The sequence below is a fragment of the Acidocella aromatica genome (assembly GCF_014201825.1).
GTDB classification, from domain to species: Bacteria; Pseudomonadota; Alphaproteobacteria; order Acetobacterales; family Acetobacteraceae; genus Acidocella; species Acidocella aromatica.
On the sequence record NZ_JACHFJ010000002.1, the window covers coordinates 376,568 to 401,248 of the forward strand.

General features: G+C 65.9%; 23 protein-coding genes, 1 tRNA gene and 1 riboswitch. Of the genes, 13 read left to right on the forward strand and 11 right to left on the reverse strand.

Annotation, left to right across the window (positions count from 1 at the left end):
* Nucleotides 1-103: 103 nt before the first annotated feature.
* Together smpB and dapA are read right to left on the reverse strand one after the other, a co-directional pair.
* Nucleotides 104-586, reverse strand: a complete 483-nt coding sequence (smpB, locus tag HNP71_RS04365) for an SsrA-binding protein SmpB (protein WP_183265641.1) — start codon at nt 584-586, stop codon at nt 104-106.
* On the reverse strand, nt 583-1,461 hold the full coding sequence (gene dapA / locus HNP71_RS04370; RefSeq protein WP_183265642.1) for a 4-hydroxy-tetrahydrodipicolinate synthase: 879 nt from the start codon (nt 1,459-1,461) through the stop codon (nt 583-585). Before dapA ends, smpB begins: the two co-directional genes overlap by 4 nt.
* 96 nt (nt 1,462-1,557) lie before the next feature.
* Here dapA and HNP71_RS04375 point away from each other — a divergent pair, with 96 nt between their 5' ends.
* Genes HNP71_RS04375 through panB form a run of 4 tightly spaced genes read left to right on the forward strand, consistent with a single transcriptional unit; the run spans nt 1,558 to nt 4,821 of the window.
* Nucleotides 1,558-3,135 carry a lytic transglycosylase domain-containing protein gene (locus HNP71_RS04375; RefSeq protein ID WP_183265643.1) on the forward strand — a complete coding sequence of 526 codons (1,578 nt, stop codon included), beginning with the start codon at nt 1,558-1,560 and terminating at the stop codon, nt 3,133-3,135.
* Nucleotides 3,132-3,578 carry a phosphatidylglycerophosphatase A family protein gene (locus tag HNP71_RS04380; RefSeq protein ID WP_183265644.1) on the forward strand — a complete coding sequence of 149 codons (447 nt, stop codon included), beginning with the start codon at nt 3,132-3,134 and terminating at the stop codon, nt 3,576-3,578. The genes HNP71_RS04375 and HNP71_RS04380 overlap by 4 nt, the downstream gene beginning before the upstream one ends.
* Entirely contained in the window at nt 3,575-4,045 is a 471-nt protein-coding gene (locus tag HNP71_RS04385; RefSeq protein WP_183265645.1) for a CinA family protein, read from the forward strand. Before HNP71_RS04380 ends, HNP71_RS04385 begins: the two co-directional genes overlap by 4 nt.
* The gene (gene panB, locus HNP71_RS04390) at nt 4,042-4,821 is read left to right on the forward strand and encodes a 3-methyl-2-oxobutanoate hydroxymethyltransferase (protein ID WP_183265646.1); all 780 of its coding nucleotides are present in this window, start codon (nt 4,042-4,044) and stop codon (nt 4,819-4,821) included. Before HNP71_RS04385 ends, panB begins: the two co-directional genes overlap by 4 nt.
* An 8-nt stretch (nt 4,822-4,829) precedes the next feature.
* Here panB and bfr read toward each other — a convergent pair whose 3' ends face one another.
* The 5 genes from bfr to HNP71_RS04415 all read right to left on the reverse strand — a co-directional run bounded on the left by bfr (nt 4,830) and on the right by HNP71_RS04415 (nt 10,084).
* Nucleotides 4,830-5,312: a bacterioferritin gene (bfr, locus tag HNP71_RS04395; RefSeq protein WP_183265647.1), complete on the reverse strand. Its 483-nt coding sequence runs from the start codon at nt 5,310-5,312 to the stop codon at nt 4,830-4,832.
* A gap of 81 nt (nt 5,313-5,393) precedes the next feature.
* Nucleotides 5,394-7,298 (reverse strand): ATP-dependent zinc metalloprotease FtsH, encoded by a 1,905-nt coding sequence (gene ftsH / locus HNP71_RS04400; RefSeq protein ID WP_183265648.1) that lies wholly within the window; start codon nt 7,296-7,298, stop codon nt 5,394-5,396.
* A 65-nt stretch (nt 7,299-7,363) separates the two neighbouring features.
* Nucleotides 7,364-8,572: a tRNA lysidine(34) synthetase TilS gene (gene tilS, locus HNP71_RS04405; protein WP_183265649.1), complete on the reverse strand. Its 1,209-nt coding sequence runs from the start codon at nt 8,570-8,572 to the stop codon at nt 7,364-7,366.
* On the reverse strand, nt 8,563-9,450 hold the full coding sequence (locus tag HNP71_RS04410; RefSeq protein ID WP_183265650.1) for a tetratricopeptide repeat protein: 888 nt from the start codon (nt 9,448-9,450) through the stop codon (nt 8,563-8,565). The genes tilS and HNP71_RS04410 overlap by 10 nt, the downstream gene beginning before the upstream one ends.
* 136 nt (nt 9,451-9,586) lie before the next feature.
* Nucleotides 9,587-10,084 carry an OmpA family protein gene (locus HNP71_RS04415; protein WP_183265651.1) on the reverse strand — a complete coding sequence of 166 codons (498 nt, stop codon included), beginning with the start codon at nt 10,082-10,084 and terminating at the stop codon, nt 9,587-9,589.
* A 301-nt stretch (nt 10,085-10,385) separates the two neighbouring features.
* Here HNP71_RS04415 and HNP71_RS04420 point away from each other — a divergent pair, with 301 nt between their 5' ends.
* On the forward strand, nt 10,386-11,438 hold the full coding sequence (locus tag HNP71_RS04420) for a phenylalanine--tRNA ligase subunit alpha (RefSeq protein WP_183265712.1): 1,053 nt from the start codon (nt 10,386-10,388) through the stop codon (nt 11,436-11,438).
* A gap of 3 nt (nt 11,439-11,441) precedes the next feature.
* Complete coding sequence (gene pheT, locus HNP71_RS04425; RefSeq protein ID WP_183265652.1) at nt 11,442-13,898, forward strand: phenylalanine--tRNA ligase subunit beta; 2,457 nt, start codon at nt 11,442-11,444, stop codon at nt 13,896-13,898.
* A gap of 80 nt (nt 13,899-13,978) precedes the next feature.
* Here pheT and HNP71_RS04430 read toward each other — a convergent pair whose 3' ends face one another.
* Genes HNP71_RS04430 through HNP71_RS04440 form a run of 3 tightly spaced genes read right to left on the reverse strand, consistent with a single transcriptional unit; the run spans nt 13,979 to nt 17,105 of the window.
* Nucleotides 13,979-14,182: a ribbon-helix-helix domain-containing protein gene (locus HNP71_RS04430; RefSeq protein ID WP_183265653.1), complete on the reverse strand. Its 204-nt coding sequence runs from the start codon at nt 14,180-14,182 to the stop codon at nt 13,979-13,981.
* Nucleotides 14,166-16,751 (reverse strand): MMPL family transporter, encoded by a 2,586-nt coding sequence (locus HNP71_RS04435; RefSeq protein WP_183265654.1) that lies wholly within the window; start codon nt 16,749-16,751, stop codon nt 14,166-14,168. The genes HNP71_RS04430 and HNP71_RS04435 overlap by 17 nt, the downstream gene beginning before the upstream one ends.
* 45 nt (nt 16,752-16,796) lie before the next feature.
* Entirely contained in the window at nt 16,797-17,105 is a 309-nt protein-coding gene (locus HNP71_RS04440) for a YggT family protein (RefSeq protein WP_183265655.1), read from the reverse strand.
* Between the two features lie 125 nt (nt 17,106-17,230).
* Between HNP71_RS04440 and HNP71_RS04445 the strand changes: the two genes are divergently transcribed.
* The 5 genes from HNP71_RS04445 to galE all read left to right on the forward strand — a co-directional run bounded on the left by HNP71_RS04445 (nt 17,231) and on the right by galE (nt 22,107).
* Nucleotides 17,231-17,306: transfer RNA gene (locus HNP71_RS04445), tRNA-Ala, on the forward strand.
* Between the two features lie 130 nt (nt 17,307-17,436).
* Nucleotides 17,437-18,732, forward strand: a complete 1,296-nt coding sequence (locus tag HNP71_RS04450) for a transcription antitermination factor NusB (RefSeq protein WP_183265656.1) — start codon at nt 17,437-17,439, stop codon at nt 18,730-18,732.
* Nucleotides 18,733-18,783: 51 nt separating this feature from the next.
* Nucleotides 18,784-19,488, forward strand: coding sequence for a ribulose-phosphate 3-epimerase (gene rpe, locus HNP71_RS04455; protein WP_183265657.1), 705 nt, complete (start codon nt 18,784-18,786; stop codon nt 19,486-19,488).
* On the forward strand, nt 19,485-21,089 hold the full coding sequence (locus HNP71_RS04460; protein WP_183265658.1) for a heparinase II/III family protein: 1,605 nt from the start codon (nt 19,485-19,487) through the stop codon (nt 21,087-21,089). Before rpe ends, HNP71_RS04460 begins: the two co-directional genes overlap by 4 nt.
* A gap of 4 nt (nt 21,090-21,093) precedes the next feature.
* Nucleotides 21,094-22,107 (forward strand): UDP-glucose 4-epimerase GalE, encoded by a 1,014-nt coding sequence (galE, locus tag HNP71_RS04465; protein WP_183265659.1) that lies wholly within the window; start codon nt 21,094-21,096, stop codon nt 22,105-22,107.
* On the opposite strand, the gene HNP71_RS04470 is transcribed toward galE, so the two are convergent.
* Entirely contained in the window at nt 22,108-22,827 is a 720-nt protein-coding gene (locus tag HNP71_RS04470; RefSeq protein WP_183265660.1) for a DUF4410 domain-containing protein, read from the reverse strand.
* 105 nt (nt 22,828-22,932) lie between these two features.
* On the opposite strand from HNP71_RS04470, the gene HNP71_RS04475 reads away from it, so the two are divergent.
* Complete coding sequence (locus HNP71_RS04475; protein ID WP_183265661.1) at nt 22,933-24,075, forward strand: glycosyltransferase family 4 protein; 1,143 nt, start codon at nt 22,933-22,935, stop codon at nt 24,073-24,075.
* On the forward strand, nt 24,072-24,557 hold the full coding sequence (locus tag HNP71_RS04480) for a CreA family protein (protein ID WP_183265662.1): 486 nt from the start codon (nt 24,072-24,074) through the stop codon (nt 24,555-24,557). The genes HNP71_RS04475 and HNP71_RS04480 overlap by 4 nt, the downstream gene beginning before the upstream one ends.
* Nucleotides 24,558-24,599: 42 nt before the next feature.
* A riboswitch (ZMP/ZTP riboswitch) is annotated at nt 24,600-24,680 on the forward strand.
* Nucleotide 24,681 lies beyond the last annotated feature (1 nt).

Consider the following 24,681-nt stretch of genomic DNA (forward strand, 5'->3'; position numbering starts at 1 on the left):
TCTGGGCTGCTTAGCGTGCCACTGTTCAAGCGCGCTGAGTAGTATAGCCACGAAAAACGCCGCCTTTTTGTAAAAAGGCGGCGCCCGGAAAATTTTGTAACTTTTACCTGCTCCGCAGCAGCCTGGCTTTATCTCTCTGCCAGTCGCGGGCCGCCGCCGCTTGGCGCTTGTCGGCCTTTTGCTTGCCCTCCGCGATGCCCAACGTCACCTTGGCCAGTCCACGGTCGTTGAAATGGATATCCAGCGGCACGATGGTCTGCCTCTCGCGCGCGATGGCTCCGAAGATCTGGTTGCGCTCCTTGCGCTTTACCAGCAGCTTGCGAATGGCGCGCGTCTCGAAGCGCGACAGCACACCGCCCTGGTATTCGGGGATATACATGTTGAACAAGTATAGCTCACCATCGCGCTCGCCGGCCCAGGCCTCGTTCAACGTGGCCCGGCCCATGCGTAACGACTTCACCTCCGGCCCCTTCAGCACGATCCCGGCCTCGATGGTGGAGAGGATCTTGTAGTCGAACCGGGCCTTGCGGTTCTGCGCGGCGATGCCGTGCGAGATCAGGCCCGATTTTTTCGTGTCCTTGCTCAATGCAGCAGGCCGACTTCCAGCATCGCCGCCTTCACGCGCGCGGCACTGGCATCGGAGATAGGCACCAGCGGCAGGCGGACATTGTTGGTGCCGAAGCCCAGCAGCGAGGCCGCGTATTTCACCGGCCCCGGATTGCTCTCGCAGAACATCGCGTCGTGCAGCGGCAGCAGGCGCATCTGGATCTCCAGCGCGCCCTTGGTGTCGCCCTTGGCCCAGGCCTGATGCAGCTCGGCGCACAAACGCGGCGCGACATTGGCGGTGACGGAGATACAGCCATGCCCGCCACTGGCCAGATAGCCGAGAATCGTATGGTCCTCGCCCGAGAGCTGAATGAAATCCGCCCCACAGGCGCGGCGCGTATGCAGCGGGCGGGTAAGGTTGGCCGTCGCGTCCTTCACGCCGGCAATGTTCTTGATCTCGGCAAGGCGTGCCATCGTCTCCACGCTCATGTCGATCACCGAGCGGCCGGGGATGTTGTAGATGATCACCGGAATATCGATGGCCTGGGCGATCGCCTGATAATGGCGGAACAGCCCTTCCTGCGTCGGCTTGTTGTAATACGGGGTGACGACGAGCACGCCATCCGCCCCTGCCTTCTGCGCGTGCTGCGCCAAGCCAATAGCCTCGGCCGTGGAATTGGAGCCCGCACCGGCCATCACCGGCACGCGGCCCTTGGCGCTGGCCACGGCTAGTTCCACCACCCGTTTATGTTCCTCATGGCTCAGCGTGGGTGATTCGCCGGTGGTGCCAACCGGGACCAGCCCGTTGGTGCCTTCGGCGATCTGCCAGTCGATCAGACGGGTATAGGCATCTTCGTCGATGCGCCCGTCCTCGTGCATGGGGGTGACCAGAGCGGTCAGCGAGCCGTGAAACATTTTTACTCTTTCTCCTGTGGCTCCCCACGTAATCCGCGTATCGCCATGCTGCAAGCGGGTTTGGCCCCGATGTGCGGCGCTGCTACACTATGGCACATGAAGTTCCTGGCCGCCTTGCCGTTTCTCGCCCTGCCCGCGCTTGCCTGCGCGCAGACCGCTGCCACCCCGCAGATCATGACCGATGTGCATAATGGCGACTTTACCGACGCGGCCACCCTGGCCCAGCAGACGGGCGATCCGCTGATGGTCAAGCTCGTCACCTTCTTCCGCCTGACCGATCCCGGCGGCGGCACGGCGGACGAGATCAACCAGTTCATCGCCGAGAACCCGGACTGGCCGGAACAAGGCCTGCTCGCCCTGCGCGCCGCCCAGGCCGCAGGGCTGCCGCCGCAGGCCGCCGAGCCCACGCCGGATTTTATCACCCAGGTCGAGGCGCTGCATACCGCCGGGCAGGACATCCAGGCCGCGCGTAACTGGCAGGAGCAGGGCCAAGCTGCCTTCAACGCCGCCGATGCCGCCCAGCGCCTAATGTTCTGGCCCGACCAGAACCGCCTCGCCCGCGCCCTGCTAAGCGCAGGCGACGCCAAGGACGCCTATGCCGTGGTCAACGCCGTCACCCCGCCAGCCAGCGCACGGGAGCAGAATGCCGACCGCGACTTCCTCGCCGGTTTTCTACTCCTGCGCTTCCTGCACCAGCCGGATCAGGCTGCCACCTGGTTCCGTGCCCTGGCCACAGTGTCTCCGGCTGTCATCACCCAGGCCCGCGCCTATTACTGGCTCGCCCGCACCGAGAGCGGCGCCGCCGCCACGGCTGACTATACCCGCGCCGCCGCCTATCCCAGCACCTTCTACGGCCAGCTCGCCAATTTCGCCCTCGGCGGGTCGGATACCGACATGGCCGGGCGCATCCAGAGCGCGCAGGAGACCGATTTCTCCGCCGCCGACGCGCTGAGCTTCGGCCTGATGGAACTGCCTCGCGCCGCCGTGCTGCTGATCCAGATGAACGACACGCATGACGCCGTGATGTTCCTCAACAAGCTCGGCCAGACGGCGGGGGACGACAAATCCCGCGTGATGGCCGCCAAGCTGGCGCTGGGGCTGGGGTTGCCGCAATCGGCTGTGTCCATCGCCCGCAGCGCGGGCATTGCCGGACAGACAATGCTGCCGGATGGCTGGCCCAACCCGTACGCCCCACCCAGCAGCGGGCTGGAGCCCGCCGTGGCGGACGCTATCATGCGCCAGGAGAGCAGCTTCGACCCCAGCGTGATTTCCGGCGCTGGCGCGGTGGGCCTGATGCAGCTGATGCCCGAAACCGCCCGCCGCACCGCCAAGAGGGCGGGCATCCCCATGGGCAATCTGTTTGATCCGCAGAGCAACATGGCGCTGGGCTCGGCCTATCTGGCGCAGGAGGTGGCGAATTTCGGCAATTGCCTGCCGCTGGCCATCGCCGCCTATAACGCCGGGCCGACCAATGTCTCCCGCTGGCTGAGCCAGAATGGCGACCCGGAGCTGGGCTCGCAGGCTGGCGGGGCGGATATTCTCGACTGGATCGAGGAAATCCCCTTCAACGAAACCCGCAACTACGTGGAGCGCGTGCTGGAAAACGCCACCATCTACCGTGCCACGCTCAATGGCTCTGCCCCCTCCCCGCTTGACCCGTGGATGAAGTCATGAACCCCTGGCGCTTTCTCGCCGCCGGCTTCGGCTCCGGTTACGCTCCCAAGGCCCCCGGCACGTTTGGCTCGGCGGTGGGGCTGGCGTTGGGCTGCGCGCTACTGCATCTGGGGCATCTGCCACTGCTGTTCGGCATCGTCATCGCCACCGCGGTGGGCGTGTACGCCGTATCCCGCCTGCCGGAGAAAAACGACGACCCGAAATGGGTGGTTATCGACGAAATCGCCGGGCAGATGATCCCGCTTCTGGCGCTCTACGACGTTAGCGTCTGGGGCGCGCTGCTCAGTTTCGCGCTGTTCCGTCTGTTCGACATCCTCAAGCCCGGCCCCGTCGCCTGGGCCGATAAGCGGGCCGATGAATACGGCATCATGGGCGACGACATCATCGCTGGGCTGATGGCCTGGGTGGTGATGCTCGCGCTGCATCTTGTCTCGCCACTATGAACACCGCGCGCCTCGTGGCCCTGTACAAGCAAAAGGGCCTCACCATGGCGACAGCCGAAAGCTGCACCGGCGGGCTGGTGGCCGCTTCCATCACGACCGTCCCTGGTGCGTCCTCCGTGTTCACCCACGGCTTCGTCACCTATGCCAATGCCGCCAAGGCGCAGATGCTCGGCGTACCGGAGGATATGCTGGACATGGCCGGTGCGGTCTCCGAGCCGGTGGCGCGAGCCATGGCGGAGGGAGCCAGGGCGCGGGCGGGGGTGGATGTGGCAGTGGCCATCACCGGCATTGCCGGGCCGGATGGCGGCACTTTAGAGAAACCCGTCGGCACTGTCTGGTTCGGGCTTGCCGGACCAGCAGAAAGCCTTACCTACCACAAGATTTTTCACGGCAACCGCGATGAGATCCGCACGCAGAGCGTATCTTTCGCGCTGAAACTGCTGGAGCAGGAAGGGGAGAAGATATGAGCAAAAATCTCGCCGTTTGGGAAAAAGCCAAGCGTGAAGGCCGCAAGATGACGATGATCACGGCCTATGACTATCCCTTCGCCCGGCTGGCCGACGCTGCCGGGGTGGATGCCGTGCTGGTGGGTGACAGCCTGGGCATGATGGTGGCGGGCGAGGCAGACACCCTGCCCGTCTCGCTGGAGCAGATGGAGTATCACACCCGCATCGTCGCCAAGGGCATTACCCGCGCGCTGGTGATGGCCGACCTGCCCTTCGGCAGCTTCGAGGAATCTCCCGCCCAGGCCTTCCGCGCCTCCGCCCGGCTGCTCAAGGCCGGAGCTGATATCGTGAAGCTTGAGGGGGGCGCGCCGATGGTGGAGACGGTCTCCTTCCTCTCCCAGCGCGCCATTCCGGTCTGCGCGCATATCGGGCTCACGCCGCAGCATGTGCGCCAGCTTGGCGGCTTCAAGCGCCAGGGCAAGACGGCCGATGCCGCAGCCCGGCTGATCGAGGACGCACTGGCCCTGGCCGAAGCCGGGGCGCGCATGGTGCTGATGGAGGCCATCCCGTCCGAGCTTGCCACCGAGATCACAAAGCGGGTGCCGGTGCCGACCATCGGCATTGGCGCCGGTAATGGCACAGACGGCCAAGTGCTGGTGCTGCACGACGTGCTGGGCCTGAACCCGGACAAGGCCCCAGGCTTCGCCAAGCGCTATCTGGATGGTGCGGATCTTGTGCAGACAGCCCTCAGCCAATACGCCGAAGAGGTGCGCGGCAGCATATTTCCGCAGGGCTGAAATGCAGCCTACTCGGCTTTGATATTGCCGAGGTATTGCGAGAGGTAACGCGCGGAACCCAGCTGGTTGATCAGATCACGCTGGGTTTCGAGGAAGTCGATATGCACTTCCTCGTCATGCATGAGCTGCTCGAACAGATCGCGCGTCACCAAATCCTTCGCCGAATGGCAATAATGCGCGGCATCGGCGTAAAGATTGCGCGCCTCGATTTCAGCATGCAGATCGTTCACCACCATGTCCGGCACCTGGGAGCCGATATGCAGCGCCCCAAGCGTCTGCATGTTCGGATGGCCTTCCAGAAACAGTGTGCGTGCGATCAGCAGATCGGCGTGGCGCATTTCCTCTATCGATTCCGCCCGCCATCGTGCGGCGAGCTCCTTGAAGCCCCAATTCTCCAGCATCCGGTAGTGCAGCCAATACTGGTTCACCGCCGTCAGTTCGTGGCGTAACGCTTCGTTCAGGTACTCGATAACTTTTGGATCGCCTTTCATGCCGCATCTCCGTGCGCTTAAGTGGGCCAAACTCATTTGGCCCACTTCGCAGCGGATTCAAGAGTGGTGCGGCGTGAAGACTTACGCCGGCAACGCGCCCGGCGGGAGTTCCGGCTTGGGCGTGGCCGTGGGCACGGAGGAGCGGCGGTTATCCTGCATCGGCTCGTCCACCACCTTGCGGATGATCTTCTCGCCACGCAGCACCTGCTGGATCTCATCGCCCGAAAGCGTCTCGTATTCCAGCAGCCCCTTGGCCAGGGCTTCCAGATCGTCCCTGCGCTCGGTGAGGATGCGCTTGGCCTCGGCATAGGCGTGATCGACGAAGGCGCGGACCTCGTTGTCGATCTCGCGCGCCGTCGCTTCGGAGACGCTCTTGTTCTGCATCACGGAGTGACCCAGGAACACCTCCTGCCCATTATCGCCATAGGAGACCATGCCGAGCTTCTCGGACATGCCCCATTCGGTGATCATGCGTCGCGCCGTATCGGTCGCCATCTTGATGTCGCCGGAGGCGCCGTTGGAGACCTTCTCCGGCCCGAACACCAGTTCCTCCGCGGCACGCCCGCCCATGGCCATGATCAGCTGTTGCAGCAGCTTGAGCTTGCTCACGGAGTAGCGGTCGCCCTCGGGCAGGCTCATCACCATGCCCAGCGCGCGCCCGCGCGGAATGATGGTGGCCTTGTGCACCGGGTCGCACTCCGGCAGCGAGATGGAGCAGATGGCATGCCCCCCCTCGTGATAGGCGGTCATGGTCTTTTCTGCGTCGGACATCACCAGCGAGCGGCGTTCAGCGCCCATCAGCACCTTGTCCTTGGCGCTCTCGAACTCCGCCATGGCGACCACGCGCTTGCCGATGCGCGCGGCGAGCAAAGCCGCCTCGTTCACCAGATTGGCGAGATCCGCGCCGGAGAAGCCCGGCGTACCGCGAGCGATGGTCTTGGGGTCGACATCCGAGGCCAGGGGCACCTTGCGCATATGCACGCGCAGGATCTTCTCGCGCCCGGTCACATCCGGGTTGGGCACCACCACCTGACGGTCGAAACGGCCCGGACGCAGCAGCGCCGGGTCCAGCACATCCGGCCGGTTGGTGGCGGCGATCAGGATCACGCCCTCGTTGGACTCAAATCCGTCCATCTCCACGAGCATCTGGTTCAGCGTCTGCTCGCGCTCATCGTTGCCGCCGCCCAGGCCGGCGCCACGATGGCGGCCGACGGCGTCGATTTCGTCGATGAAGATGATGCAGGGCGCGTTCTTCTTGCCCTGCTCGAACATGTCGCGCACGCGGGATGCACCCACACCGACGAACATCTCCACGAAATCGGAGCCCGAAATAGTGAAGAACGGCACGTTCGCCTCACCCGCGATGGCGCGGGCCAGCAACGTCTTACCCGTGCCGGGCGGGCCGACGAGCAGGCACCCCTTGGGGATCTTGCCACCCAGGCGCTGGAATTTCTGCGGATCGCGCAGGAATTCAACGATCTCCTGCAACTCGCCCTTGGCTTCGTCGATACCGGCGACATCCTCGAAGGTCACGCGCCCCTGCTTTTCGGTGAGCAGCCGCGCGCGGGATTTGCCGAAGCCCATGGCCCGTCCGCCGCCGCCCTGCATCTGGCGCATGAAGAATATCCACGCCCCGATCATCACCAGAATCGGCAGCCAGGAGATCAGCATGCGCACATAGGGGTTGCCGGAATCCTCGGGCTTGGCAGTCACGTTCACCCCGGCCGAGACCAGCTTGGGTACCAGATTCGGGTCTTCCGGCGCGTAGGTCTCAAAGCCGTTGCCGTCCTTGGTAGTGCCAGCGATATCCTGCCCGGTGATGGTGACCTTGGCCACCTGACCGTTGTTCACCTCGTCCAGGAAGCTGGAATAGGCAATCTGCGAGGTGTTCCCCTGCTGGCTGGAGGGCTGCAGCACGTTGAACAGCACAACCAAAACCAGTGCAACAACCACCCAAAGCGCAATATTTCGACCCAGATTATTCATCTAAGACTAGTCCAATTCCTTCAATGTCCGCGGCCATGCGGTGCATACACAGGCTCCCATGGCCACTAGATGGGTATTCTGCACCGTTTTCCCATATCTGCACAAATAAATTGGCCATACGCGGTAAACGGGTAGGCTGTAACCGGCACGGCAGGCGAAAACCAGACAGGAACGGGAAACCGAATGTTACCATCAGCCCCCCGCAATGCCGGCATGGCGCGCAACACCACGGACGGCAAATCGTTATATCTTCGAAATTTTTCTGCGTCCACACCCAACGCGCCCAGGTTGTCCCCCCCCCCAGGTTCGGCCAGCAGAGTGAACCGCCCATCCCAGCGCGCGCCCTGAATGGCTGTCACAGCCGGGGCGCACGCGGCGGACTCACGCGCCAGCAGCCAGCCGGGACCAAGCCTACCAGCTGGGAGGAGTCTCACTCCTCCCAGCGTGGCGGGCCGAAGCCTACCCGCCAGCGCCGCCACCCGCTCTTGGCGCGGCGGGTAGAGCGTGCCGCTCAAGGTACGGATCAGCGCCCCCAGCGCGCTGGGCGGGGCTGATCCAGCGTCCAGCAGAGCGAACCCCTCGGGGTGGATTTGCGCATGCCGGGCCAGGAACGCCGCATCCTCCATCTCCCGCGCCGCACGCGCCTCAGCACCCATGGGCGGCAGCCCCTGCCCGGCTTGGCGGATGCGCACACGCTCGAATTTATCCGCCTGGTTGGAGGGGTCCTCGACCCAATCCATACCCTGCTGGCGCAGATAGTCCCGCAACGCCCCAGGCTGCACGCCCAGCAGAGGACGCAACAGCAGCACCTGATTGCGCGCGCTCCAGGCGGCCATCCCCTCTGCCCCGCCAGGGCCGCGCCGGGCGCGCATCGCCACCGTCTCCGCCTGATCCGCCGCATGGTGGCCGAGCAGCAGATGCAAATACCCCGCAGCGAACGCGGCCTGGGCCAGAGCCACGTACCGAGCGGCGCGAGCGGCTTCCTGCAACCCGGCATCGCGCGGCAGACCGGAAAGGGTAAGAACATGCGCGGCAATGCCTCGCGCTTCCAACCGCCGGGCGGTAACCACCGCCTCTGCCGCCGAATCGGCGCGCAAGCCGTGGTCGACAATCAGCGCCAGCACATGCCCACCACGGGCGGCGCAAAATTCATGCGCCAGCAGCGCCAGTGCGGTGCTGTCCGCCCCACCGGAGACGGCCACGGCAAAGCGTGGTTCAGCCCCAAACGGCCCGAGCTGCGCCAGCGCCTCGGTAAATACGTGCCTTACTGGCAATGCGCCCTTTTGCTCACCGCATCGATGCGCGGCTGCATCCCCGCGGGCGGCGTGGGGAACTGGCTGTTGAGGGAAGCGATGGTGTCGCAGGCCGCCTCGGTCTGGCCAATGGCGCTCAAGCTACTGGCCAGGCCGAGCAGCGATTGAGGCGCGTAGGTGCCGCTGCGGTTCATGTTGTAGGTACTGTCGAAGGCGATAGCAGCACTCTGCGCCTTACCCTGCGCCGACAGCGACTGCGCCACGAGATACTGCGCACGGTAAGCTTCCGGCGCCTGCTTGTTCTGGGTCACGATGCCCTGCGCCAGAGACTGCGCGGTGGCGTAGTCATGCTTGGTATAAGCCGCCTCGGCCGCCTTCAGCGCCTCGCGCGGATTGGCCGAGGCCGCCGCCTGGGGAGCGGGCGCCACCGGGGCGCTGCTCTGTGCCGGAGCCGCCAGGGTTGGCGCCGCACCAGCTGCCGCGGCGCCTGCCGCAGCCCCCGCACCGCCGCCGCTGCCCATTTGGAACTTGAGGTCGCCGATCTCCTTCTCGGTGGCATCGTGCTGCGTGTTCACCTGGTTCTGCAGCTCGTCCACCTTGCCGCTGAGGTCCTGCACCTGCTGCTGCAACTGCTGCACCTGGGTGAGCAGGTTCGCCACCATGCCGCCCTGGTCCTGGCTGCCGCCGCCGCTGCTGGCGGGCGGCGGAGACGAGGAGCCCGCCAGCGCCGAGCTGCCATTGCCGCCATTGGCCTGCAATTGCTGCAGCTGAGACTGTAGCTGGTCAATCTCGTTCTGCAGGGCGATGCCCTCTTGGCTCTGAACCATGGACTGCGCCCGCGCCTGGGCGAGCGGCAGCAACGCGGCAACAGTGGCAAGGGCGAGAAGTTTCTGGCGCATGAGGCTTCCGGACAAGGGGTTCAACATGCTGCCGGTATAACCTGCGCCCCCCAAAAACAAAACCGGCGGCACCTTTTGGGGCGCCGCCGGTCGTAATTTTCACGCCACCCGGTTCACACCGGGGCGGCGGAGAGAATTACTTGCAGTTCTGCGGGTTGAAGCCAACCACGGAGGTGATGGCGTTACGGTTCTGCTGGTAGGCAGACTCGTCATTGCCAGCGGCAACCGGGCAGTCCTTGCCGTAGGAGATGGTCTGGATGCGGGTGGCGGCCACGCCCTGGGCAACCAGGTAGTCGCGGGCATGGTCAGCACGCTTCTTGGCCAGCGCGAGGTTGTAGGTCTCGGTGCCGCGCTCGTCGGCGTTACCCGCGACCAGCACGTTCACGGAGGGGTACTTCGCGAGCCAAGCGGACTGCTTGCCGAGGGTGGCGTTGGCGTCGTCGGAGAGGTTGGACTTGTCGAACGCGAAGAACACGCGATCACCAACGTTGGCGACCAGGTCTTGCTCGCTGCCGGGAGCCGGACCAGTAGCCTCGGCGCCAGTGCCACCAGTGGCAGCAGTGTTGGCGTTGTTGGAGGAGCAGGCTGCCAGCAGGGCAAGGCCGGCAAAAGCGCCCAGAGCTTTGATTTTCATGATTTTAACCGATCCCTGTCCGTAGTGGATGAGCAAATTAAGTCTTGTAAGGTTGCGCAACCGCTTTGATTGCGCCTACCCCTGCGGCCATACTCTTCTCCGCCGCCAAGGGTCAAGCACCGCATGGGGGCATTTGACGTATTCTCAATCGGTTTATCAGCCCTTCCATATTTTCTTATAGGCTGTTGATATTTTGTAACACTGCCCCGGCGCGCGAGGGTATGTGCACACCGGCCGGGGGTGCTTGACAATTCGCCCCGAGCCATGTCTGCCCTCCCCCCGGAAACTGGGATGAATGTTGATGTTAGGCGATGATTTGAAGACTCTGCTGGATCGTGCCCTGGGCGAAATCGGCACCGCCGACGCCGATGGTCTGGAGGCTCTGCGGGTCTCCCTGCTGGGTAAAAGCGGCTCCGTGACAATGCTGTTAAAGTCGCTCGGCGGCATGGATCCGGAGGCCAGAAAGGCCGCTGGAGCGGGTATTAACCTGCTGAAAACGCAGATCACGGACGCAATTTCCGCGCGGCGCGCAACGCTGGACGAAGCCGCCTTGGCCGCGAGACTCGCCGCCGAGCGGATCGACGTGACCCAGCCGCCCCGCCCGGAGCCCCTGGGCACCATCCACCCGATCAGCCGGACCGTGGAGGAGATCGCCGCGATCTTCGGCGCCATGGGCTTCGCCATCAAGGACGGCCCGGACATCGAGAACGACTGGAACAACTTCTCCGCCCTCAACATCCCCTCGCACCATCCCGCGCGGGCGATGATGGACACGTTCTACCTGACCGGCGGCGAAGTCCTGCGCACCCACACATCCCCGGTGCAGGTGCGCACCATGCTGAGCGAACCGCCGCCCATCCGCATCATCGTCCCCGGCCGCACCTTCCGCGCCGACCACGACGCCACCCATTCCCCCATGTTCCACCAATGCGAAGGGCTGGTGATCGAGGAGGGCATCACGCTTGGGCATCTGAAGGGCTGCCTGTCGGACTTCCTCTCCGCCTTCTTCGGCGTGCCGAACCTGCCCGTGCGCCTGCGCACCAGCTACTTCCCGTTCACCGAGCCTTCGATGGAGGTGGATATCGGCTGGAACAAGAAAACCGGCGAGATCGGCGGCGGCACGGATTGGCTGGAGATCGGCGGTTCCGGCATGGTCCACCCCAACGTGCTGGCCAATTGCGGCATCGACCCGCGCCGCTACCAGGGCTTCGCCTTCGGCGTCGGGCTGGAGCGCATCACCATGCTCAAACACGGCATCAACGATCTGCGCCTGTTCTACGAGAGCGATGTGCGCTGGCTGCGCCATTACGGCTTCTCGCCGCTCTCCCCCGCCACGCTGCACGAGGGTATCTGACCCATGAAATTCTCCCTCTCCTGGCTCAAGACTTGGCTGGATACCGACGCCTCGCTGGATGAAATCACCACCACCCTCTCCGCCATCGGGCTCGAGGTCGAAGGTGTTGAGAACAAGGCCGAGACGCTGAAGCCCTTCGTCATCGCCCAGATCGTCGAGGCCACCCGACACCCGAATGCCGACAAGCTGCAAGTCTGCCGCGTCAACACGGGCGCGGGCGAGGTTACCATCGTGTGCGGCGCGCCCAATGCCCGCACTGGCTTGAAAGTGGTGATGGCCCCGCCCGGCGCTTATGTCCCCGGCGCTGGCATCACCATCAAGATCGGCGAAATCCGCGGGCAGAAATCCGAGGGTATGCTAACCAGTTTCCGCGAACTGGGGCTGGAGGGCGATGCCGACGGCATCATCGAGCTGCCCGAGGACGCGCGGGTTGGCGAGACCTACGCCAAATGGGTCGGGCTGGATGAGCCGATCATCGAGATCGCCATCACCCCCAACCGGGGCGACTGCCTGGCCGTGCGCGGCATTGCGCGCGACCTCGCCGCCGCCGGGCTGGGCAAGCTGAAGCCCTTCACCGCCCCCGCCATCGCGGCCTCCGGCGCCTCCGCCGTTACCTGGAAGAATGAATTCCCCGAGGCCGCCCCCTGGGTGCTGGGCCGCACCGTGCGCGGCGTGAAGAACGGGCAGAGCCCGGACTGGCTAAAGCAGCGCCTGGAGAGCATCGGCCTGCGCCCAATCAACACGCTGGTGGACATCACCAATTTCTTCACCTTCGATCTCGGCCGCCCTCTGCATGTGTTTGATGTTGCGAAACTCTCCGGCAACGCGCTGACCCTGCGCCGGGGCCAGGAGGGCGACGCCTTCCTTGGCCTGCATGGCAAGGAGATCAAGCCCGGCGCTGAGGATTGCGTGATCGCCGACGCGGCGGGCGCGCAGTCTCTGGCTGGCATCACCGGCGGCGAGACCACCGGCTGCGACGAGTCCACCACCGAGGTGTTCATCGAATGCGCGCTGTTCGACCGTGTGCGGATCGCGCAGACCGGCCAGCGCACCGGCATCTTCTCCGACGCCCGCCAGCGCTTCGAACGCGGGATCGACAGCCAGCTCCTCCCCGAGGCCCTGGATGCCGCCACCGATCTGGTGCTGAAACTCTGCGGCGGCGAGGCGAGCGAGATCACCGAAGCAGGCAGCCGCCCGGAATGGACCCGCGAAGCCAAGCTGCGCTTTGAGCGCATCCGCAGCTTTGGCGGCTCGGACATCTCCCCCGCCGAAGCCGTGGCCTCGCTGGAGCGGCTGGGCTTTGCCGTGCGGGCCGAGGACGAGACCTCCGTGACCGTGGCCGTGCCGAGCTGGCGCAACGACGTGGCGCAGCCGCAATCGCTGGACCAAGCCCCGGACCTGCCGGGTGCTCAGGCCGCCGCCGAGGGGGCCGCCGAGATCGAGCCCGAGGTGGATCTGATCGAGGAAGTGCTGCGCCTGAAGGGGCTGGACGCCATCGCGCCGGTCTCCCTGCGTACCGAGAGCGTCATCCCCGCCCCCATCCTCACCGCCAAACAGACGCGCACGGCTCTGGCCCGCCGGGCTTTGGCGGTACGGGGGCTGCTGGAATGCGTCACCTTCTCCTTCGCCGACGACGCGACCTGCGCCCTGTTCGGCGAAACTCCGGAGGGGCTGCGTCTGGCCAACCCCATCGCCGCCGACCTCAACCAGATGCGTCCCACCCCGCTGGTGACGCTCTCCCAGGCAGCGGCGCGCAACGTGGCGCGCGGCTTCGGTGAGTTCGGGCTGTTCGAGATCGGCCCGGCCTATGCCGAGGACCGCAGCCAGACGCTGGTCGCCGCCGGCTTGCGCGTGGGAGAGACACCTCTCTCCGCCCTCGCCCCCAGCCGCCGTTACGACGCGCTGGACGCCAAGGCTGACGCGCTGGCGGTGCTCTCGGCGCTGGGCGTGCCGATGGACGCGGTGACGACCTCCGTGGGCAGCGCCGGCTTCTACCATCCGGGCCAGAGCGGCGAGCTGCGCCAGGGGCCGAAGACCCTGCTGGCCCGGTTCGGCGCGCTGCACCCCAGCCTGTGCGCCAAGCTCGACCTGCCGGTGGGCAGCGTTGCGTTCGAGATCTTCCTCGACGCCATCCCCGAGCCCAAGCGCCGCAAGAAAACGGCCCCGGCTTTGCCGCCCTTCCAGCCGCTGCGGCGCGACTTCGCCTTCCTGGTGCCGGAGACCACCCCGGCCGAGACGGTGCTGCGCGCCGCCAAGGGGGCGGAACGCAACCTCATCGCCAACGCGGTGCTGTTCGACCGTTACCAGGGCAAGGGCGTGCCGGAAGGGCAGGTCTCCCTGGCCATCGCGGTGACGCTGCAACCCAGCGAGAAGAGCCTGACGGATGCCGAGATCGAGACCGTATGCGCCAAGATCGTGGCCGAAGTGGGCAAGAAAGCCGGCGCCACGCTGCGCGGCTAATTAATAGAAGTTTTTGGTGCAGCTTTTTCAAAAAGCTGCGAAAACGCCGCCTTTTTAAAAAAGGCGGCGCCCAAAAACTTCTATAACTTTTCTTTCAAAGCAAATACGCGCAGGGCGGAGGCCAATGGTTGGCCCTCCGCCCTTTTCGCGTCGATGCGCGTGATGAGCGCCGAAAGCGGCTCGCCCGCCGCCTGGGCGATCTCGCCCAGCGCGGCCCAGAATTCCGGCTCCAGCGCCACCGAGGTGCGGTGGCCCGAGAGCGAGAAGCTACGCTTGTCCAGCATCCTCTTCCAGCACGTAGAGCAGCGCGGGCAGGAAGACGAAGGTCGCCACCAACACCGCCAGAAGGCTCAACAGCAGCAGATCGCCCATGCTAGCCGTGCCGCGGTCACCCGAGAAGGCCAACGCCCCGAACGCCGTGCCCGTTGTGAGCGCCGAGAACAGCACCGCGTTCGCCGTGGATGAGGCGAGGAAGCGGCGCACCCCGGCGCGGAAATTCATCACGAAATACACGTTGAACGACACGCCCACGCCCAGCAGCAGCGGCAGCGCGATGATGTTGGCGTAGTTGATATGCAGCCCCACCACCCAGGCGAACAGCCCGGTGAGCAGCGCCGAGAGGGCGAGCGTGGCCAGCACCAGCGCGGTATCGCGGATATTGCGGAACACCAGCGCCAAGATGATGGCGATGGCGGCAAAAGCCAGGATCGCGGCCTCGCGGAAGGAGCCTAGGATCGTCGCCGCGGTGGCGACGGTGGAAACCGCCGGGCCGCCCGCATCAGGCGCGATGGCCAGCACGGCCTTGACGAAATGCCTCAGCCCCTTGGTCGTCTGCGCCGCGGCGGAGGGCAGCGCCTCCACCCGCACCCGGCCATCAGGCAGGAACCAGTCCCGCGCCACCTCTGGCGGCAGGCTCTGCACCGTTATCGGCTGCGCGTTCAGGCTCTCGCTCAGGCGAGTCAGTTCCAGCGGCAGGAAGCGTGTCACCGCCGCGTTCATCGCTATTACCCGCTCATCGCTCTCGCCCTGGAGCTGCGCCAGCGTGGCGGCAATGCCCAGCAGCGGCGAGGTCTTGGGCAGCTTGTCCGCCACGGCCATGATGGCGTCATGCGTCTTGGCCATGGAGGCACGGATATCCTCCACCGAGACCGGCTTGGGCGGGGTGGCGGCCGCCAGCAGCGTCGGCGCCAGGATGGTCTGCGCCTGAGCCAGCATGGCCAGCTTCTGGTCCTGCTCCTCGGGCACAAAAGTAGCACCGGAGAGCACCTCAGCCACTTCTGGAAGGGCACTCAGCTTCTTGGAAAGCTCCCGTGCGCCGTCGAGATTTGGCGCCAGCACATCCGCATAGAACGGATTGGTCGCGGGGTCCGCCAGCAGCGTGCGAATCGTGCGCATGCTCTCCGTGTTCGGGTCCTTGGTGTCCAACGGGTTCGCGTCGAACCCAACGCGGCCGATGGCAAACCCACCCGCCAGCGCCGCCAGCACGAACCCCGCCACCACCACGCGCCGGTGCTTGAGCAGGATATTGTCCATGGCCGCGCCACCCGGCAGCCATACGGGGGCCAGCTCCGCCTTGGGTTTGAACAGGCGCAGCACGGCGGGCAGGAAGGTGATGGTACAGAAGAAGGCGATGAACATGCCCGCCCCGGCGATCTTCCCCAGCTCCGCCACGCCGACGAAATCGGTGGGCGCGAAGGCGAAGAAGCCACAGGCCGTGGCCGTGGCCGCAAGCGCGATCTGCGCCCCGGCCTGACGCGCGGTCTCCGGCACGGCGACTTCCGGGTCCGGCGTGTTGTGCCGGATATCGCGCAACCGCACGCAGTACTGGATGCCGAAATCCACCGCCAAGCCAATGAACAATATGGCGAAGGCCACGGAGATCAGGTTCATCACCTTCACGAACACGGCGGCGTAAAAAACGGTGAGCGCCAGCCCGAGCAGCAGCGTGAGCAGGATTGGCACGATCAGCCGCCAGGTGCGCAGCGCCAAATAAAGCCAGAGCGCGATGAGCACCACGGAGATGATGCCACCAAGCACCATCCCCTTGGTCAGCGAGGCGAATTGCTCGTCGGAGAGCGGGATCTGCCCCGTATAGTCAACGGTGGCGCGGCCGGCTTTCACGTCCGGCAGGTTGGCGGCAATCCGCCGCAGCGCCGCCGTGGCGGCGCCTCCCGGCTGCAGGGAGCTTTGGTCGAGCTTGGGGTGCATCAGCACAAATTCGGCGTCGCGCTGCCCGGCCGTGCCATCCATGATCAGCGACTGCCAGGAGAGCGGCACCGGATGACCGTCGGCCGCGGCCTGGAGATTGCGCCCCACCCCGGCCAACGCCTCGGCATAGGGGGAGATATCCGCCCCCGCCTGCACGCCCTGGGCGATCAGCCCCATACCGGTGAACAGCCCGCGCGCCGAAGGGTCCGCCGCGAGCTGGCCAAGGAAAGGCTGCGCGGCGACGATGGCGTTCAGCAGCTCCGCCAGCCCCTTGGGAGGCAGCAGCAGCAGGCCCTCGCGCGAGTAAAACGGCGAACCGCTGGGATAGCTCGAATCGAGAAAATTGGCCTTGTCCGCATTCAGCGCCGCGTTCAGCGCCGCGGCGGTCTCGGTGGCTTCCTCCGGCGTGGCGGCGCGCACCACGGCCACGATCAGCTTGTCGAATTGCGGGAAATTCTTGCTCTCGCGGATATCCGCCTGGCGCCACGGCAGCTCCTTGGCGAACAGGTTGTCGGTATCCGTGTCCATGCCCAGATGCTTGGCGCTGTACCAAAGCCCAAACCCGGCCAGCAGCAAAAACGCCACCACGACCAAGGCCGCGTTGCGCCGCGCCGTTACGACGATGGCAACAATGATCTTTTGCAAATTGGGGCTCCCTGGGTCGTTTATATTCTAATTACGGCCGGACGGCTAGAAAGCCATCCCCGCCATTGCGAGCCGCCCGTAAATATCCGCAAGCACCATCTGCAGTGCCTGGAGCAGCAGAATCGCCACCACCGGCGAGATATCGACATTGCCCAGATACGGCAGGAAGCGCCGAATCGGGCGCAGCACCGGCTCGGTGAGCTTGTTCAGGAAATCCGCCACCGAATAGACGATCTGGTTACGCGGATTTGCCACGCCGAAAGCTATGAGAATGCTCATCACCGCAGCGGCGATGATGGCGAGGATCATCAGGTGGATCAGCTCACCCGCCAGCCAGAAGATCGCGGAAATCATGGTTTGCCTCAAAAAATGCGCGCGGCCCGTAAGTACCGGTGGAACTTTGCGCTGGCAATGTTGACTTCTCTCTCAAGATGCGCGAAACGCCGCCCCCACATGGACCCTGAACAATGTTCACGGCCGGGGCTGTAGCTCAGTTGGTAGAGCGCGTCGTTCGCAATGACGAGGTCAGGGGTTCGATTCCCCTCAGCTCCACCATGAAGCCTCAAAAATTGTTTGGAAATTCGCTCTGGGGAGCCGCATGGTGGTGTTTTTTGAACACCGGTTATGTGAGCCCGTTGGCGCGCACTCGCAACTACAGAAAAACGCCTCCAGAGTAGAATTTATAATGTCCGATCCCACCAGAGACGCCGCCTTTTCCCTGCTGCAAGCGGTGCTCACGCGCCATTCCCTGCTGGATGCCGCACTGGATGCCCTGCCCGCCATCGAACCGCGCGACCGTGCCGCCGCGCACCGCCTGGCCGCCTGCGTGCTGCGCCATGCCGGCACGCTGGACGCGGTGCTGGAGCCCTTCCTGCGCCGCGAGCCGCCGCCCGCCGTGCGCAACATATTGCGCCTGGGTGCCGCCGCCTTCCTGTTCCTGGAAACTCCGCCCCATGCCGCCGTGGGCACGGCGGTCGATCTGGCGCGCAGCAAAAAGCTGGAACCCTTCGCCGGGCTGATCAACGCCGTGCTGCGCAAGGTGGTGGCGCATGGCGCGGCCGAGCTGGAAGAGCTGGACATGCCGCGCCTGGACACCCCTGCCTGGGCCTGGAGCGCCTGGGGCAAGGATGCGCGGGCCATCGCCGAGGCGCACGCGCATGAGGCGCCGCTGGATGTCTCCGCCATGCCCGGCTTCACACCCGAGGGCGGCGAGCCCCTGCCCACCGGCTCCTTCCGCTTTCCCGCCGGCACGCCCGTGGCCGAGCTCCCCGGCTTTGCCGAAGGCAAGGTCTGGGTGCAGGACGCCGCCGCCGCCCTGCCCGCCAAGCTACTCGCCCCCAAGCCCGGCGAGCGCGTGCTCGATCTCTGCGCCGCCCCGGGCGGCAAGACCGCGCAGCTCGCCGCTCTGGGCGCGCGCGTCACCGCCGTGGAGCGTGACAAATCCCGCATGGCCACGCTCACCGGCAACCTCAAGCGCCTCAACCTGGCGGCGGAGACAATTGTGGCCGATGCCCGCAAATGGCGCCCGGCGGAACCATTCCCAGCCATATTGCTGGACGCCCCGTGCAGCGCCACCGGCACCGCGCGCCGCCACCCTGAGCTCTTGCACCTGCGCAAGCCCATGGATTTTGCCTCCGTGACCGCCCTGCAAGACAAGCTGCTGGATGCGGCGGCTGAAATGCTCGCCCCCGGCGGAAGACTGATCTACGCCGTATGCTCCCTGCAACCCGAGGAAGGGGCTGCGCGAATCGACGCCGCCTGCACCCGGCTCGGCCTGAAGCGAGAACCGCTCTCCCTGCCCGCGCTGCCCGAGGCGGTAACGCCCCAGGGCGATGTCCGCACCCATCCCGGTATGGGCATGGACGGCTTCTTCATCGCCCGGTTGGTGAAACCCTCGGCGCACAAGGCGGAGGAAGAGGTGGAATGCGCCTCCCCGCCATGTTTGGCGCGGGAGCTTGATCCGGCTTACCGCGACGCATAGCGCGCGAACCCGCTTGTGGTTTGCCCCGGGGCTTGGTTACAAACACGCACCATGACCACAGCCCCGAATCGTACGCTCATCGCCCCTTCCCTCCTCGCCGCTGATTTCGCGCGGCTGGGCGAGGAAACCCGCGCCGTGGAACAGGCCGGGGCGGACTGGCTGCATCTGGACGTGATGGACGGGCATTTCGTGCCCAACATCACCTTCGGCCCGTTGGTGGTGAAAGCACTGCGCCAGCACACCACGATGCCCATGGACGTGCATCTGATGATCGCGCCCGCCGACCCGTATATCGTCGCCTTCGCCGAGGCCGGGGCGGACAACATCTCCGTCCACCCCGAATCGGGGCCGCATCTGCACCGCACGCTCCAGCTCATCCGCTCGCTCGGCAAAAAGGCGGGCGTGGTGCTCAACCCCGCCACCCCGGTGCAGACGGTTGAGAACGTACTCGACCTGGCCGACATCATCATGGTGATGACCGTGAACCCCGGCTTCGGCGGGCAGGCCTTCCTGGCCTCGCAACTGCCTAAAATCGCCCGCCTGCGCGAGATGATCGACGAGACCGGGCGAGACATCGTCTTGCAAATCGACGGCGGCATCACGCCCAAGACCGCGCCGCTGGTGCTGGAAGCCGGGGCTGACTGCCTGATTGCCGGAACCGCCGTGTACGGCGCGCCGGACTACGCCGCCGCCATCGCAGCGCTTCGCGCCACCGGCCCCCGTCCGGTACAAGCCCCCCTGGTCAGCGGCGGATGAGCGAGAGCGGCAAGCGCCCCAACAACTTCGGGCGGCAGGCGCGCGGCCTGCTGAGCCGGTTGCAGAACCTGCGCACCACCCAGGCGCCGGATGCCCCGGCGCTCAGCCTGCGCGACCCCTGGCCGGGCGATCCACGCCGGGGGGCGCGGCTGGTCAAGGCCGAGTTGGATTTCGGCGGTGCCGTGCTGGCCATGCCGGCGGACATCTTCGTGGCCGTGAATGCCACGCCACTGCTGCGCGCGCATCTGCACGGCTTTACTTGGCTGCGCGACCTGCGCGCTTTGGGCACCGACGCCGCCCGCTCCCGCGCCCGCGCTTTGGTCTCCGATTTCATGGACACCCACCCGCTGGACGCCCGCGCCAACACGCCGGACATCACCGGCGCGCGCCTCGCCGCTTGGCTTGGACATTACGATTTTTTCGCCGCCTCGGCCGATGACGATTTTCGCCAGCGGCTGATGCACCGTCTGGTGCAGGATGCCCGCAACCTCGCCGCCGCGCTGCCGCCCGAGTTGCTGGACCAGCGGGCGCTGACCGCACTCAAGGGGCTGGCCGCCGCCTCCATCGCCATGCCGGAGCATGTGCCCTTCCTGCAGCGCGTGCTGAAATTCCTGCCGCCCGAGCTGGCCCGCCAGTTCTTCGCCGATGGCTGCCATGTCGAGCGCAGCCCGGCGGCACATCTGGCCGCGTTGCAGGATCTGACCGAACTGCGCGCCTTGCTGCAGGTGGCCAATGTGCCGCCACCGCCGGAGCTCCTCACCACCATAGACCGCGCCGCCGCCGCCATGCGGAGCCTGCGCCACGGCGATGGGGGGCTGGCGCTCTTAAACGGCGCCAAGGAGGAGCTGCCCAGCCTCATCGACCTTGTGCTCGCCCAGGCCGGGCGCGCGCGCGGCGCGCTGGCACAGCTTTCCGCCTGCGGGCTGTACCGCATCGCCGCCGCCAAATCGCTGCTGTTCATCGATGCCGGGCCGCCCGCCGCCCCGGGGCTGGACCGCTTCGCCCATGCCGGCACGCTGGGCTTCGAGTTCTCCTATGGCAAGGAGCGTATCATCGTGAACTGCGGCGCCGCCCCGGCGCTGCTTGGCGAATGGTCGGCGGCGCTTCGCGGCACGGCGGCGCATTCCACCCTCACCATCGCCGACGTCTCCTCCGCCGAAGTGCGCGAGACCGGCCTCGGCCGCCGCCCGGCGCATGTGCACGCCTCCCGGCAGGATTACGGCGGGGCACACTGGGTCGAAGCCAATCATGACGGCTGGGGCAAGCTGTTCGGGGCCACTCATCACCGCCGCCTGGTGCTCACCGAAACCGGGGACGAGTTGCAGGGGGAAGATCTGATCGAGGCCAAGAGCCCGCAGCCCTTCACCATCCGCTTCCATCTGCACCCCAACGTCACCGCCAGCCTGCAGCAGGACAACGAGGCCGTGCTGCTGCGCACGCCGGGCGGGCTGGGCTTCCGCCTGCGGACCGAGGACGTTCCCATCCGCATCGAGGAAAGCGTGTATTTCGGCCAGTCAGAGCCGCGCCGGGCCGAGCAGATCGTGCTCGCCGGGCATCAGGACGGGCCGCAGCACGTGAAATGGACCATCACAAGGATCTGACACCATGCGCGTATTGTTGACGGGCGGAGCCGGCTATATCGGCTCGCATACGGCGGCGGTCCTGGCCGCGCGCGGGCACCAGGTCGTCATTCTCGACAATTTCGCCAATGCCGAACGCGACGTGCCCGAGCGCCTCGTCAAACTCACCGGGCAACAAATGCCGGTCATCGAGGCCGATATCCGCGACACGGCGGCGGTGAGCGCGGCGCTGAGGGCGCATCCGGTGGACGCGGTAATCCATTTCGCGGCGCTGAAGGCGGTGGGCGAATCCGAGGCCGACCCGCTGCTGTATTACGACATGAATATCATCGGCACGATCCGCCTCCTGCAAGCCATGCAGGAGGCCGGGGTGGCGCGCATCGTGTTCTCCTCCTCGGCCACCGTGTATGGCCAGCCGGACAGCTCGCCCATATTGGAGGACGCGCCGACGCGGGTGGAGAACATCTATGGCCGTACCAAGCTGGTGATGGAGGATCTGATCCGCGACCTCGCCCGCACCGGCAAGCTGAAGGCCGCCGCCAATCTGCGCTATTTCAACCCCGTGGGGGCGCATCCGAGCGCCGTGATCGGTGAAACCCCGCGCGGCGTGCCCAACAATCTGATGCCCTACGTGACGCAGGTGGCCACCGGCCAGCGCCCGCATCTCAACGTGTTCGGCAACGACTACGACACGCCCGACGGCACCGGCGTGCGCGATTACATCCACGTCATGGACCTCGCCGAGGCCCATGCCCTGGCGCTGGAGCATATTTGCGCGAATGATGTCTCGCTCACCGTCAATCTCGGCACCGGCGACGGCACCTCCGTGCTGCAACTGGTGAAAGCCTTCGAGACCGCCACGGGGCGGGAAATCCCACTGGTCATCGCCCCACGCCGCCCGGGCGATGTCGCCTCCTATTACGCCAACCCGGCTTTGGCGGAGGCCACCTTTGGCTGGAAGGCGAAGCTGAACGTAGAGGATATGTGCCGCGATTCCTGGCGCTGGCAGGCCAGGCGCGACGGCATCAACGACATCTGATTATTGCACGGCCGAGGCGGGCAGCCAGCCCTTGGCCACCGCATAATCGGCGATCTGCTTGGCCAGCGCGTCCGCAAGATGCCCAGCATTCATTGCCTCATCGCTCCCGCGCAGCACGCTGCTGCCATGGGTCGCGGCGGTTGTGGCTCCTGCGGTCGCCAGCGTTCCCGCCGCCGCCCCCACCCCCATCGTCTCCGCCGCGCCGGGCATCTGACCGCTATCGGCGCTACCGGCGAAGGTTTGGAGCAGCTCGGGGTTCCCCGGATCGTTGACGTAATAAAGCTCGGTGCTGGCCGTCACGCTGCTCTTGCCCGCCCCCAGGCCCAGCAGCAAACGGCGCCGCTTGTTCCCCTGGTCCACCGATAATATGCGCCCTCGCACCACCAGCACGCCGTGCGGCTGCGCCATGCTCGCGGGTTCGCGGAGCGTGTGCAGACCGTAGCCCTGGAGTTTCGCGGTCAGTTCCTCGGCCAACGCCTGCTGCGCATCCTGCGCCGCCTGCGCTCGCCGCGCCGCCTCCGATAGCCCTTGTTGTGCTGCCGCGCGCTCGGCGGGCGGGCTGGTGTCGAGCGTCACTTCGTTGGGAGAGACCACAAAATCGGTAACGACGACCTCGGCCGGTGGCGGCAGCGCGCCCGTGGCCAGCGTTTCCGTGGTTTGCACATGCCCGTGCGCACAGCCCACCAGCGCGAGAACCGACAATAACATAATACGCTTCATGAACGTCTCTCCAAGCCATCCGGCGGCAGAATAGCCGGGAGGGATGTCGTTGTCTTATAAAAACAGTTGTTTGGCTGGCGTCCGACTTTGCTCTAAACCCCGATCATGCCTGCCGCTCCCCGCACCCTGGTCTTTATACTCATGGAGGACTGGTTCTTCGCCTCACATTTCTGGGCGCGCGGGCTGGCGGCCAAACAGGCCGGATGGCGGGTGGTGCTGATCGCGCGGGAGAGCGAGGCGGCGCGGCGGATCGAGGCTTCGGGCATCGAATTCTATCCCGCCGCTCTCAACCGCCGCCGCCTCAACCCTTTCAAGGAGCTGGCCGTGGCGTGGCAACTCGCCCAGCTGTATCGGCGGATCAGGCCGGACCTCGTGCATCACATCGCGCTCAAGCCGATTATCCTTGGCGGGCTGGCGGCAAGGCTGGCGGGGGTGAGGAGCGTCATCAACGCCCCCATCGGGCTGGGCTTCGTGTTTTCCTCGCACAAGTTACTCGCCCGCGTGCTGCGTCCGCTGGTGCGGCTCGCCTTGCGCGCCACGCTGGCGCCGCACCATGGCGTGGTCATCTTCGAGAACCCCGACGACCGGGATGTGCTAGCGAACGCCGGACTGGTGCCGCCCGAGGCCACGCTGGTGATCCGCGGCGCCGGGGTGGACACGGCCAAATTCACCCCCACCCCTGAACCGCCTGCCCCAGTGCGCATCCTGCTCGCCGCCCGGATGATCCGCGAGAAAGGCATCCCCGATTTCGTCGCGGCGGCGCGGTTACTGTGCGGCAAAGCCGAGTTCCTGCTCGCGGGCGCGCCGGATGCAGGCAACCCGGACAGCCTCACCGAAGCCGAACTGCGCGGTTTCGAGGCCGAGGGCGTGGTACGCTGGCTGGGGCCGGTGGCTGATGTCGCCGCCCTTCTGGCGAGCGTGCACGTCTTCTGCCTGCCCTCCACTTACCGCGAGGGCCTGCCCAAGGCGGTGCTGGAGGCGATGTCCTCAGGCAAGCCCGTGGTGGCAACCAACATCCCCGGTTGCCGCGAGGCGGTGGTGGATGGCGAGACTGGCTATCTCGTGCCGCCCCGCGCACCGGACGCCCTCGCCGCGGCGCTGGAGCGGCTGATTGCCAGCCCGGAGCTGCGCGCGCGCATGGGGGCCGCCGGACGGCGGCGGGTGGAGGAGAATTTTTCCGATGCCATCATCTGCGCCGCCACGCTGAAGGTGTATGACAGCCTCGTTCCCTCACGGAGTGCCGCATGAAAAAGTTCCTCGTCAGCCTGGGTGCCGCCATCGCGATCATCCTGATCCTGTTCCTGCTCTTCGTCTTTGGCCCGTTCGGCGGGCGCAGCAGCGAGGAGATCGGCGCGGTGAACACCAATTTCCGCCTGTTCGGCTCCAACGACAAAGTGCTGGTCCAGCGCTTCGACGACCCGAAGGTGGCCAATGTCTCGTGCTATGCCTCCTTCGCGCAGACCGGCGGCGTGGCGGGCAGCGTGGGCGTGGCGGAGGACCCAAGCCAGTTCGCGCTCAACTGCATCAAACACGGGCCGGTGAGCATCCCGGCCGATCTGCCGGACCAGGAGCAGATGGGCTCCATCTCCGCCTCGCTACTGTTCAAGCACTTTATCATCACCCGCATGGTGGACCGCCAGACCAACACGCTGGTCTATGTGCTCATCAGCACCAAGCTTCTGCATGGCTCCCCTGCGAACGCAGTGTCGGCGGTGCCCGCGGGAAACTAAGGCGCCGCCTTGCATCCCCGCCCCCGCCATGCCAAACGCCGCCTCATCCCATGTGACTGGCGTTAAGGAGGGGGAACCCTCGGGAAGCATGGGAGCAGAAAGCCGCGCGCCTGGGCATATCTTC